8 protein-coding genes, 16 tRNA genes and 1 rRNA gene are annotated in these 12129 nt (G+C 42.0%); all 25 read right to left on the bottom strand.

Annotated elements, in window-relative coordinates; all coding sequences use genetic code 11:
• Positions 1 to 15: 15 nt before the first annotated feature.
• The 25 genes from JSY36_RS19420 to rrf all read right to left on the bottom strand — a co-directional run bounded on the left by JSY36_RS19420 (position 16) and on the right by rrf (position 12110).
• Positions 16 to 969 (bottom strand): formylglycine-generating enzyme family protein, encoded by a 954-nt coding sequence (locus tag JSY36_RS19420; protein ID WP_419466054.1) that lies wholly within the window; start codon positions 967 to 969, stop codon positions 16 to 18.
• A 33-nt stretch (positions 970 to 1002) separates the two neighbouring features.
• On the bottom strand, positions 1003 to 1764 hold the full coding sequence (locus tag JSY36_RS19415) for a sugar phosphate isomerase/epimerase family protein (protein WP_236785198.1): 762 nt from the start codon (positions 1762 to 1764) through the stop codon (positions 1003 to 1005).
• A gap of 63 nt (positions 1765 to 1827) precedes the next feature.
• The gene (locus JSY36_RS19410; protein WP_205167632.1) at positions 1828 to 2949 is read right to left on the bottom strand and encodes a Gfo/Idh/MocA family protein; all 1122 of its coding nucleotides are present in this window, start codon (positions 2947 to 2949) and stop codon (positions 1828 to 1830) included.
• Positions 2950 to 3394: 445 nt separating this feature from the next.
• Positions 3395 to 4228: a carbohydrate ABC transporter permease gene (locus JSY36_RS19405; RefSeq protein WP_122895946.1), complete on the bottom strand. Its 834-nt coding sequence runs from the start codon at positions 4226 to 4228 to the stop codon at positions 3395 to 3397.
• A 16-nt stretch (positions 4229 to 4244) separates the two neighbouring features.
• A complete protein-coding gene (locus JSY36_RS19400) occupies positions 4245 to 5132 on the bottom strand; it encodes a carbohydrate ABC transporter permease (protein ID WP_419466055.1) in 888 nt (295 codons plus the stop codon).
• A 116-nt stretch (positions 5133 to 5248) separates the two neighbouring features.
• A complete protein-coding gene (locus JSY36_RS19395; RefSeq protein WP_205167630.1) occupies positions 5249 to 6481 on the bottom strand; it encodes a sugar ABC transporter substrate-binding protein in 1233 nt (410 codons plus the stop codon).
• A gap of 47 nt (positions 6482 to 6528) precedes the next feature.
• Positions 6529 to 7518 carry a LacI family DNA-binding transcriptional regulator gene (locus JSY36_RS19390; RefSeq protein ID WP_205167629.1) on the bottom strand — a complete coding sequence of 330 codons (990 nt, stop codon included), beginning with the start codon at positions 7516 to 7518 and terminating at the stop codon, positions 6529 to 6531.
• A gap of 182 nt (positions 7519 to 7700) precedes the next feature.
• On the bottom strand, positions 7701 to 10067 hold the full coding sequence (locus JSY36_RS19385) for a beta-galactosidase (protein ID WP_205167628.1): 2367 nt from the start codon (positions 10065 to 10067) through the stop codon (positions 7701 to 7703).
• A gap of 190 nt (positions 10068 to 10257) precedes the next feature.
• Positions 10258 to 10342: transfer RNA gene (locus JSY36_RS19380), tRNA-Leu, on the bottom strand.
• A gap of 29 nt (positions 10343 to 10371) precedes the next feature.
• A tRNA-Leu gene (locus tag JSY36_RS19375) sits at positions 10372 to 10460 on the bottom strand.
• 32 nt (positions 10461 to 10492) lie between these two features.
• A tRNA-Cys gene (locus tag JSY36_RS19370) sits at positions 10493 to 10567 on the bottom strand.
• A gap of 8 nt (positions 10568 to 10575) precedes the next feature.
• Positions 10576 to 10650, bottom strand: a tRNA-Gly gene (locus JSY36_RS19365).
• Positions 10651 to 10654: 4 nt separating this feature from the next.
• Positions 10655 to 10729: transfer RNA gene (locus tag JSY36_RS19360), tRNA-Gln, on the bottom strand.
• A gap of 35 nt (positions 10730 to 10764) precedes the next feature.
• Positions 10765 to 10841 (bottom strand) — tRNA-His (locus JSY36_RS19355).
• A gap of 18 nt (positions 10842 to 10859) precedes the next feature.
• Positions 10860 to 10933, bottom strand: a tRNA-Trp gene (locus JSY36_RS19350).
• 29 nt (positions 10934 to 10962) lie between these two features.
• Positions 10963 to 11047: transfer RNA gene (locus tag JSY36_RS19345), tRNA-Tyr, on the bottom strand.
• Positions 11048 to 11102: 55 nt separating this feature from the next.
• A tRNA-Thr gene (locus JSY36_RS19340) sits at positions 11103 to 11178 on the bottom strand.
• Positions 11179 to 11186: 8 nt separating this feature from the next.
• Positions 11187 to 11262 (bottom strand) — tRNA-Phe (locus tag JSY36_RS19335).
• A gap of 11 nt (positions 11263 to 11273) precedes the next feature.
• Positions 11274 to 11349, bottom strand: a tRNA-Asp gene (locus JSY36_RS19330).
• Between the two features lie 5 nt (positions 11350 to 11354).
• Positions 11355 to 11431 (bottom strand) — tRNA-Met (locus tag JSY36_RS19325).
• A 147-nt stretch (positions 11432 to 11578) separates the two neighbouring features.
• Positions 11579 to 11654 (bottom strand) — tRNA-Val (locus tag JSY36_RS19320).
• Positions 11655 to 11730: 76 nt separating this feature from the next.
• A tRNA-Glu gene (locus JSY36_RS19315) sits at positions 11731 to 11805 on the bottom strand.
• Between the two features lie 5 nt (positions 11806 to 11810).
• A tRNA-Ser gene (locus tag JSY36_RS19310) sits at positions 11811 to 11903 on the bottom strand.
• Between the two features lie 3 nt (positions 11904 to 11906).
• A tRNA-Asn gene (locus JSY36_RS19305) sits at positions 11907 to 11981 on the bottom strand.
• Between the two features lie 12 nt (positions 11982 to 11993).
• Positions 11994 to 12110, bottom strand: a 5S ribosomal RNA gene (gene rrf, locus JSY36_RS19300).
• Between the last annotated feature and the right edge of the window lie 19 nt (positions 12111 to 12129).

Here is a 12129-nt window from a genome sequence, read left to right as displayed (position 1 = left end):
AGTGTCGTTTTTTTCCTATGACAGATCAACTGCACATCGAAAACCTATATTTCCTGTTGAACTATCCGGGGTATTCGATGTTCTTGCAGCAACCCGGTACCGGTTACAGTAAGAATCATGGCAAAGGTAAGAACCACCTTTCATTACTTTTGAATATCCTCTTACCGGGCCCTTTGGATTATCATGAGCCGGCTTTCGTTTATGCTTGTTTGTAAACCAGTCACCGCACCATTCCCATACGTTGCCGACTGTATTGTAGAGCCCGTATCCGTTAGGGAAAAAAGCGCTGACAGGAGCTGTGGATACAAAACCATCCTCAGCAGTATTGACAGAAGGGAAATTACCCTGCCAAATGTTACACTGATGCTCACCTTCTATGAGAAGCTCGTTCCCCCATGGGTAGATGGAATCTGCCAAACCGCCTTTTGCAGCATACTCCCATTCTGCTTCTGTAGGAAGCCGCTTTCCTGACCAATTACAGTAAGCAATTGCATCGTTCCATGATACATGGATGACGGGGTGATCCATACGATCGGAAATGGAGGAGTCGGGTCCTTCAGGGCAATTCCATTTTGCCCCGTTCACGACAAACCACCAAGGGGTTTGGGCAACGCTATCGGTGACACAACGTTTATCTTTTTCAGAAACAAGCATGTGAAAAACGAACGACCACCCATAATGCTCGGCCTCTGTAACGTATGATGTTTCCTCAACAAACTCTTGGAACTGCGCATTGGTAACCGCATACCTGTCGATGGCAAAAGGCTTTAGTCGGACAGGTCTTGAAGGTCCTTCTCCGTCTCCAGGGTACCTCCCATCTTCGTCTGTTCCCATAATAAACTCTCCACCATCCAGCCTGATAAGGTGCTCTGTATGTCTCATACCGGTTTTATGTTTGATTATCGTTTCAGCGCTCACACTGTTTGCTCTGCCCTCTCTTGATGCTGCACAGCACGATTTTCTATTCACAAACGCTCACCTCAATTTGTTGATTTCATATCATTATAAACCCTCAATTATACGATTTAGATTGCTTAAGCTTACCGCCAGACTTTCCAGCGGGTTGCCTGGACAGGTGTCCTGCTCTACGGCAAACCATTCGATTCCATTTTGCTCTCCCCACCGCAGAATTGGTGCAAAATCAATAATACCGTTTCCTATTTCGGTGAATGACTGCTCTGTATTGTCTGCCATATCTTTAAGGTGGATTATAGGCATTCGATCCTTGAATTGCGTTACGTATTCCAGCGGATCAAGCCCACTCTTTTTTACCCAGTACACATCAATTTCTGCCAAGATTTTATTACCCTCAGCCGGATTAAGCAGAAAATCGAGTGCATGCTTCCCATCAACCTGTGTCTGCACTTCAAAGTCATGGTTATGGTAGCTGATCCGATACCCATTTTTTTCTAATTTACCTGCAATTGTATTCAAATCATCTTTTAATTCCCTGTAACCTGCTTCATGACGTAAATCCTCAGGAACAAAAGGACAGATGATGTCTTTTGTTTGAAAGGTGTCTGCTTCTTCTACTACAGCTTGTAAATCGTTTCTGATCCGGTCAATTCCTGCGTGTAGACCAGCTGTTTTTAACCCTGTTTCATATAGAACAGCAGCAATCTCTTCTTTGGAATAGTCAAAGAGGCCGCCAATTTGTACACCTGCCCACCCCATATCTTTCAATTCCCGTAACACGCCAGGAAAGTCTTCTCTCAACAGGTCTCTCACCGTAAACAATTGTGCAGCCAGTTTTTGTTTCATCATACTCTCCTTTTTATATATATTGTCAGTTCAAAAGACAAAGACAGATACCCTTGTGAATTAGTATCAAATTCTTTTGTACACAGACGTTTTCATTCTATCCCGGAGATTTTTTAAGTACAGCTCTTCATCGATCGGAAATGTTACCCAATCGTCAGTCCATTCAGATAAATGCATGGCGTTGGACAGCGCCAATCCGTTGATACCTTCTTCACCGGGGGCAATAAGCGGAACACCATATTGAATCGCTTCCACCCAGTTCTCAATAATCCCTCTGTGACCGCTTTCATTTCCGGTTACAGGAATGTCGCATTTCCAGTTTTCCGGCGTACCAAAGCCACCCCTCCACTCTCTGTTAAACTGCCTTTCCGGAATTCTGTTTCGATAGAACGTAATCTGGTTATTTTCTACTACAAGCTTGCCTCTATCGGCATAAATTTCGAATCGATTCGTCTCCGGTGCTATACCGGTGGAGCTCACAAACAGCCCTGTTGCACCATTATCAAACTCGGTATAAGCCGTCACCTCATCTTCTACCTCAATATTATAGTGCTTGCCAAAACCGCAAAAAGCCCTTACCCTCACAGGCGTCAATGAAGTCATCCACTGCCAAAGATCGAGCTGATGGGGGTCCTGATTGAGTAAAACACCTCCACCTTCCCCGGCCCATGTCCCTCTCCATGAACCCATATCGTGATAGCTCTGTGAACGGTACCAGTCAATAATCCAAATCGTCCGCTTAATCTCCCCAAGCTCTCCTGCAGTTACTAATTCTCTTACTTTCCTGTAAACAGGGTTTGTCCGCTGGTTATACATTATTGAAAACACAGCTCTGGTCTTTGCAGCTGCCTCATTCATCTGTCTGACTTGTTTAGTATAGACACCAGCGGGCTTTTCACAAAGGACATGAAGGTCTTTTTCAAAGGCTTTTACAGCCAATTGGGCATGTTCAAAATGTGGTGTCGCTATGATTACCCCATCAACCCTTTCGCTTTTCAGCAGCATTTCCGGGCTGTCGAATACATCAATCCCTTCACCAAAAGCACCTTTTGCCCACTGACGCTTCTCTTCTTGTTGATCGGTAACAGCTGTCAGTTCTGCTCCTTTTATTTCTCTGTTTAATAGCATTTTTGCATAGACTGTCCCCATCATCCCAATGCCGATAACCCCTATACGAACCTTGTCCATCAGATGTTCCCTCCGATTTCGCAAACACATCCCCCAGATGAAACGATGCTGCAGATTTTTTGCTCTTGGTTTATTTCAGAATATTGAAACGTTTCAATCACGAGTATACAGAGGAGGAAAGTAATTTTCAATTGTTTTATTTTTAATCATTACTTTCATTAAGGTTTATTACTTAAAAAGAAGCTGAAGTCAGGGCATTTACCCAATATTTCAGCTCCCTATTTTTATCATTTCATATTAAACAAGTTCAAAATTGAGTTCTGTCCCTTCCCTGCTGTTTGGACCGATGAAGGCTGTAAATTTGTACTCTCTCCCTCTATGATTGCTTTCTTCATAAAAGATGCCCGCCAGTTGAATAAGCTGATCCACCTTTTCTTTCAATGTCATTATCTTGTAACAGGGATGATAATTTGTATGTCATTCCCCTCGTAACCTCCATTATTTATTACTTTAATCCAGACATCGTAAATCCTTGAATGATATATTTCTGAAAAAAGGCAAAGACAATTAATATCGGAACTACCATGAAGGCAGCACCTGCCATTTGAAGACCAAAGTTGCTTGAATGCTGCCCCTGTAAAAGTGCCAGCCCTACAGAAAGTGTGTAAAGGTTCTGATCACTTGCGATAATGAGTGGCCATAAAAAGCTGTTCCATGCACCGATAAAAGTAAGTATGGCTTGTACGGCAAAAACAGGTTTCGCTATTGGAATGATCAGCCTGAAGAAAATTCTGAACTCACCAGCACCATCAAGGCGAGCAGCTTCAATTAAATCAAAAGGAATTGTAGACATAAACTGACGGAAAAGAAAAATGCTAAAGGCTGCAGCCAGTCCGGGGAGAACGATACCAGCCATCGTATTCGTTAACCCTACTTGATTTAAAATAAGGTAAACAGGAATCATCGTGACTTGAGCCGGAATCATCATAGTAGCTAACACCATATAAAAAATCGGTTCTTTCCCTTTAAAATTAAATTTTGCAAATGCATATCCTGCCATTCCATTAAACAAGAGACCAACAAAGGAAAAAAAGACAATAACCAGGGTATTTCTCAAGTAAATACCAAAATTCATGTTAGTAAATAAGTTTACGTAATGTTCAATTGTTGGATTTGATGGTAAAAATGTAGGTGGCATAGACAACACTTCATTTGCTGGTTTAAACGAACTTAGGATCATCCATATAAACGGGATGGAAACGACGATTCCACCAAATACAAGAAGAGCAGTGACGAATGTTTTTTCTATTTTACTGTTTTTATATCTCGGAGAGGGCATTTTTTTACCTCCTGTATTAATACTCGGTCTCTGCTTTTCTTAATTTAAACTGTAAAAGTGTGACGACGATGATAACGAAAAACAGAATGAATGAACCCGCAGCTGCATAGCCCATTTCACTTAATTGAAATCCGTTTCTGTAGATAAACAGGGCCATGGAGAGTGTCCCATCCAATGGTCCTCCATTTGTCATAACATAAGGTTCTTCAAAAAATTGAAGCCAGCCGATCAGGGTTGTTATTGTTACAAAGAAAGTAGCAAAGCTTAAAAGTGGAATGGTTATATGGCGAAGCATCTGCCACCTGTTAGCACCGTCGATTTCTGCAGCTTCATAATATTCTCTGGGTATACCTTGAAGAGCAGCAAGAAAGATAATCATATTAATTCCGATCCCTTTCCATACAGCAAGTAGAATTAATGACAATTTTGCGATTGTCGGCTGCTCCAGCCAGGGAATTGCATCAATATTCGCTAATGAAAGAAAGTAATTGAAGAGGCCATAATGGGTGTTATACAAAAAGCCCCAGATTACTGCAATAGCTACGATGTTCGTAATGGACGGCATGTAGTAAACGGTTCTAAACATTGTATACAGTTTGTTTTTACCGTAATTCAACAAAAGAGCGATTCCAAGTGAACAAATAATAACGAGTGGTACACCAATAGCCACATAAAAAACTGTGTTGTATATGGAAATTAGAAATACCTCATCAGTAAAGAGACTTATGTAATTATCAAGTCCTACAAAATTAATTCTCGACCAGTCAGCTAATGACCTCAAATTAATATCTGTAAAGCTTATCCCGAAAGCGACAAAAATCGGCAGAATACTAAAGCATATTAAAATAAATAAGGCCGGAGCAATAAAAAGATAGGGATGCCGGTTTTTATAGGCATACCTTATAAAACCTCCCAAATTAATCACACCTTTCCAACGCTGCTGTAAAAACAAAAAGGGAGTGATAAACATCCATTGTTTATATGTTTTAACACTCCCCTCTGTTTGTGAAGTTATCTTATTTATTCTTCTGCCATAATGTCACTTACTTTATCTTGGAAATTGGAAATCTCTTCGTCAAAGTCAGCTCCACCAACAATGATTCGTTCAAGACTTCTCAGCAGTTCCCCGCTCAGTGAGTCCCATTTCTGAATTTGAGGAGATGCTTTTGCTTCTGTGAGCTGCTGGCCAAATGTTTCTAAAAACGGGTTGTCGCTTAATGATTCATCTTCCCAAGCTTCTACATTTGAAGGAAGTGCACTTACTATATCAAACCACTCCAATTGTGTTTCTTCCTGGGAAAGATATGAAATTAAGCGTAACGACTCATCAACGTTTTCAGAGTTATGAAAGATACTAAGGTTTGATCCGCCCATAACAGACGCATTAGTGTCCTGGCCTGGAAGCATTGCAATATCCCAATCTCCTTCAATTTCAGGGGCTTGTTCATTAATTAGATTAATCATCCAAGGACCACTTTGAAACATCGGCAGGACGCCATTTCTAAACCCTTCAATCGTATCCATTTGTCCTGATGTTGATGATATCCCTTCTTCAAAAAAACTAACATAAAATTCCAAACCTTCAACAAATGCCTCATCCCGAACATCAACATTTCCATTTTCATCTACAAATTCTGCTCCATTCTGCCAGCCCAAAATCACAGGCACAATTGGATCATTCAAATCAATGCTGAACCCATACACACCGTCTTCCTCTGATAAAGCAGCAGCGGCTGATTTTAACTCATCCCAATTCTGAGGCGCTTGATCAAAACCCGCTTCTGCCAGGAGGTCAGTACGGTAATATAATGCTCTTGTTTCTACATACCAAGGAATTCCGATAGTCTCTCCATCAAACTGTGTAGATTCTACTGCCCCGTCAAAAAAGTTTTCAGGGGCAAACTCAGGATATTCATCCATATACTCATCCAAAGGTAATAAGATGCCTGCATCCGCAAATTCAGGAACCCTTGTTGTACCAAGTTGCAGAACATCCGGACCATTTCCGGAAGCTACAGCAGTAAGAAGTTTTTCATGAGATTGATCCCAGGGGATTGCTTGTACATCTATATTGATATCAGGGTTGTCTTCTGTGAAACCTTCTAAAAGCTTTGGCAGGTTATTCCCTTCTTCCCCCATCGCCCATACTTCAAGAGTTGTCTGTTCTTCCCCACCGGTCTCATTGGAGCATGCTCCCAGTAATGATGCAGCACCTACCAAACCTATAACCGATAATCCCAGAATTTTTTTCATCTCGTTTCCCCCTATTGTAAATTCTGTACATTAGAGCCCCGTCCTTTTTAAAGGTCTTTTACTGATTCACGTTCCAATAGCTCTGTAAACAGTCTGGAAGATTGAGTACGCTCCTTATTTTCCAGCACTTTAAATATCAAATGTGCGGCAAGTGCACCAAGTTCATATTTAGGTTGTTTAATTGTTGTCAACTGAGGGTTTGTGTACTTTGCTTCAAGAATGTCATCAAAGCCGATCACCGACATCTCGTCAGGAAGTTTCATCCCTGCTTTTTTCATTGCATACATTCCACCAATTGCCATTTCATCATTTCCGTAAAAAACGGCTGTTGGCTTTTCCTGTTGTGCCAGCAATAATTTTGTTGCCAGCTCCCCTCCTTCTTTCGTGAATTTTCCATTAATTACCCATATATCCCGAAAAGGAATATGATGTTTTTTCAATGCTTCCCTGTAACCTTCAAAACGCTGCTGACTATTATAAGATTCTTTTGGACCACTGATATAAGCGATATCCTTATGCCCTTTACTTATCAAATATTCAACAGCACCACTGGCTCCGCCTCGGTTATCCACTTCAACTTTGATCGTGGAAGTGCAGTCAAGGTTTCGATCCAGCAGCACCATTGGATAATTTCGTTGCGTGACGTTTTTTATCAGGTCATCTGAAATGTTATTTGCAAAAACAATACACCCATCTGCTCTACGTTCTTTTAAGTACTTTACCGCAGTCGAACGATCTCCTCCTATGGCACTGCAGGCTACCAGACCATATCCATGCTCGGTTACAATGTCCTGTACGCCTTTTACCAGTACAGAATAGAAAGGACCAGCCAAATCATCCAAAAGAAGTGCAATCGTATTAGTTTTGGTTTTCTTCAAATCAACTGCAAATCCGTTTTTTTGATAATTAAGCTCTTGAGCAGCTTTTAATACTCTGGCTTTTGTTTTCGGACTTACCTTATCTATACCGTTAAGAACATAAGAAGCTGTTGAAATAGCAACCTTTGCTTTTTCAGCTACATCTTTAATTGTTGTCATACTCATACACTCCATTACTAATTTGAACCTGATTAAATACTCGCCTGATTAATTATGGAGAACAACAACTCCTCCCGTTTGTGATAATTTTAAATCAACAAGAATATCGAAACGTTTCGACTTAATTATAGAACAAGTTTGTATGCGCTTACAATATAAATTTTTCGAAAAATCAGAATATATTATTGTTTAACAAATAATACTGTTTCATATTCCTGGGAGGAAGAGATCGACACTTTGAATGAATGGCGTAATTCTCCCTCTACTATCGTCAAATCGTTTTGTTGCAAAGGGATATAGTTTTTTGATTCAAACACAAAAATTTCCTCTTTTTGAACAACTTTAACTGTAATGGTTAGCCATTCATTCCCTTGTTGCATTTTCACAATTTCCCCTGTTCCATATTTAATTAGCAACTCGTCTGATAAAGGAATATTTACTGGCAGCATCAGACCTCCCCGAAAAGGTACCTTGATTTCATTTCCTTCAAATAGTAGTTCTCCCAAGTAGCTTACGGTGGTCTTTTTTTCATATTCATCAAAGTTATTTAAGAATACAAAAAGGCCTTTATGACTAACTGAACGTACTGACACGTCTAATTCATCGCTTAATAAAAAGGAACTTTTTACATTAGTTTTTGCTGCCATTTGACGGTAAATCTCATTTTTATATTCATAATCGTTTTCCATACTGACTCCAACCATCATTACTTTCCCTTTTGCTATAGGTTTTTCGAAAGCTATTACTTGCTTATCATCACTTTCTTCCCAGCCCAGAACCCCTTCTGATACATCATAAAACTCCATCCCGTCTACTTTTACATTGTCTACTCCGAAAACATCTACGAACCCTCCTTCTTTTGTTCCGGTAACCCTAACTCCAATAAAATCTTTCAACAGTGAACAAGGTTCATTGTTCATCGTTTTTACAGGCATCACCGGGAACAAAACCAGGTGACCGCCATTTTCTAAATAGGTTATTAATTTTCGCTGAACTGATTCATCCATCCACTTCGTTGCGAACATCCACAATACTGGAATATCATCCACATCAATTTCATTCTCATCCATCATATCTATCGCATCAAAAGTAATATTGTTCAAGCGAAGCCCTCTGGCAGCGCCATTATAAAGGTTAATATCTCTTTCCTTTTCTATTTCCTTTATCATTGGTTCAGTATGCTTATCATAAAATTCGGTCATATAATAATCAGGGTAAAAACCAAGATGAGTATTTACTTGCTGCTTGGCGCTTGCGAGCTGCTTTTCAAATACACGGAACATTTCACCCAGGTGTTGAATTTTTTGAAAGTGTGGCTTTTTTTCGCCGTGCATTGTCAATGGTGCCTGCCAACCATGACGACGTCCCAGAATGCCTATCCCTTCATAATTTTCTCCGCCCACAAACATGTAATAATTTGCAGCATTCATCCCGTTTGCAAAGCATAGTCGAGTCGTTAAATCATACGTAGTTGGCTGCAGTCTTGGTTTATCAGGGATAGTGCCTCCTTGAAATTCTGCAGAGAACAATGGCTGCTGCTTCCACTGAATGGCTTTTGTAAAAGCATTAGCCAGTACAATATCTATAAAACTATCATACTCAATGTTTCCAATGTAGTAATCTCCTGCTACCATCACTCCTTCTAATTTAGCTGCTTCAAGAAGCTGGGAAATTCCAATTGGATACAATGATCCTCGTTTCAAAAGGTCGATGGTATGAAAACCATGAATATTTACAATGAACGGAACAGTAATCCCTTTATCTTTCGCAAGATCCCTTACATATTTAAGGTAATTCCGGTAGTGATTTCTCATAAACAAGCTATAATCATATCTCAGCCTGTGGCTATGAATCTTCTGCGGCTCACGAATATTTTCTTTTAGAAATTCCCATACCGACGTGTGTGTTGTATTAAACTTCTCCTGAAAAGTTGACAATGTATATTTATTATTAAGGAAATGTTCAAACTGATGCAGCGTAACGTCATTGTAATCTCCTGTATTTGTGACCCAATGAAACATACCAACTTCATTATCAATCTGGAACAGGATCACAGGCCCCCCCTGGTCTGCCTGAAATGGACTAATGACTTCACATACTTTGTCATACCAGAGGTTTACCTTCTCCAGGTAATTCTCATGCAAGTAGCTGACAACCCTAGTTGGATGAATTTCTCCGTCTTTCGTTTTCGCAACTGCCTGCGGATAGTTTTCGATAAACCATGTAGGTACACCGTGATCCACAATCTCAGCCATAACATAGGGACCTGGCCTGACAAGGCAGTACAATCCTTCCTCTTTAATTAATTCTAAAAAGGATACTAGATCTCTCTCCGGCAGTGTTTCCCCTGTCAGATCCGTATTCCCTTCCTCATACTCATGGAAAATCCATGGTACATAGGTACTCACCATATTTATCCCTGCTTCTTTAACCTGCCGGATACGTTCCCTCCAAAGGTCTCTAGGTACTCTGAAATAATGCAGCTCAGCTCCGTAAAGAATCACTTCTTCACCATTAATCATTATACATTCATCCTTAACTTCAATCATTTGCAGCCTCCTTAAAAGTAATCTGAAAATTGAAACGTTTCGATAAGTATACTGGTAATTTCAATCTATTACAATTAGAATTCAATTTTTTTCTGACATTCTGAAATTAATATGTCTCTTCTATTACTCATGGAAAAACAACAAAAAAGACCTCTCACTATGGTGAGAAGCCTTGATATTACTGTATGTATGGTACCGGTGGCCGGGGTCGAACCGGCACTCCGTGAGGAACACGATTTTGAGTCGTGCGCGTCTGCCTATTCCGCCACACCGGCATATAGTTAAGGCATATCATAAGCTTGTCTGGTGCCGAGGGCCGGACTTGAACCGGCACGGTAATCACTTACCGCAGGATTTTAAGTCCTGTGTGTCTGCCCATTCCACCACCCCGGCGTGACATTAAAAGACAAAGTTAAGTATATAATTGGAGGCGGCACCCGGATTCGAACCGGGGAATCAGGGTTTTGCAGACCCATGCCTTACCACTTGGCTATGCCGCCTTAAAAAATGGAGCGGAAGACGAGATTCGAACTCGCGACCCCCACCTTGGCAAGGTGGTGTTCTACCACTGAACTACTCCCGCAAAATGGCAGGGCTAGCAGGATTCGAACCTGCGCATGACGGAATCAAAATCCGTTGCCTTACCGCTTGGCTATAGCCCTAAAATTACGTCCATTTTTATTTAAATTAAAGGTTATGGGGCGATCAATGGGATTCGAACCCATGCATGCCGGAACCACAATCCGGTGCGTTAACCTGCTTCGCCATGACCGCCATAATATTGGTTACTAATGGCAGGGGCAGTAGGAGTTGAACCCACACCGGAGGTTTTGGAGACCTCTGTTCTACCATTAAACTATGCCCCTACACGAGACATTGTTCCAGTTAAATTAAATGGTGGAGGGGGACGGATTCGAACCGCCGAACCCTGAGGGAGCGGATTTACAGTCCGCCGCGTTTAGCCACTTCGCTACCCCTCCGAAAGAGACAATTATCATTTTACAAAAAAATGAATAACCCGTCAAGGATTATTAGTGGTGCTGGCCAGAGGACTTGAACCCCCAACCTACTGATTACAAGTCAGTTGCTCTACCAATTGAGCTAGGCCAGCAGAAAAAATGGTGGCTCGAGACGGAATCGAACCGCCGACACGAGGATTTTCAGTCCTCTGCTCTACCGACTGAGCTATCGAGCCAAACATTTTAATGGCGGTCCCGACCGGGATCGAACCGGCGATCTCCTGCGTGACAGGCAGGCATGTTAACCGCTACACCACGGGACCTTTTTTGGTTGCGGGAGGAGGATTTGAACCTCCGACCTTCGGGTTATGAGCCCGACGAGCTACCAGACTGCTCCATCCCGCGCCGTTACACAGCATACAGACGATGCTGATCAATGATGCTGCCTCTTCCTCTGCAAGCTTATGCTACGCAGTTTATGCGTCGAGGCAACTCGCAGCTGTTACAACGATGTATTGCTCGTTGCTCCATCCCGCGACGATAAAATGTTAATGGTGGAGGATGACGGGCTCGAACCGCCGACCCCCTGCTTGTAAGGCAGGTGCTCTCCCAACTGAGCTAATCCTCCGTATTTTCACTTTTATGGAAGCCTTTCGCATACTTTCATATGCTGCATGCTTCGTTTGAGTGGTTTATGTAAGTAATGGTGACCCGTACGGGATTCGAACCCGTGTTACCGCCGTGAAAGGGCGGTGTCTTAACCACTTGACCAACGGGCCATATATGGCGGAGAGCGAGGGATTCGAACCCTCGAGACGGTTCTACACCGCCTACACGATTTCCAATCGTGCTCCTTCGACCTCTCGGACAGCTCTCCATATGGCTCCACAGGTAGGACTCGAACCTACGACCGATCGGTTAACAGCCGATTGCTCTACCACTGAGCTACTGTGGAATAATATGATCTGCCCAGCGACGTCCTACTCTCACAGGGGGAGAGCCCCCAACTACCATCGGCGCTGAAGAGCTTAACTTCCGTGTTCGGCATGGGAACGGGTGTGACCTCTTCGCTATCGTCACTGGACAAATCATGAAATTGAGAA

Origin of the sequence: Alteribacter salitolerans (genome assembly GCF_016901055.1) — a bacterium.
Lineage (GTDB): Bacteria > Bacillota > Bacilli > Bacillales > Salisediminibacteriaceae > Alteribacter > Alteribacter keqinensis.
This window is presented reverse-complemented; position numbering and strand designations above follow the sequence as displayed.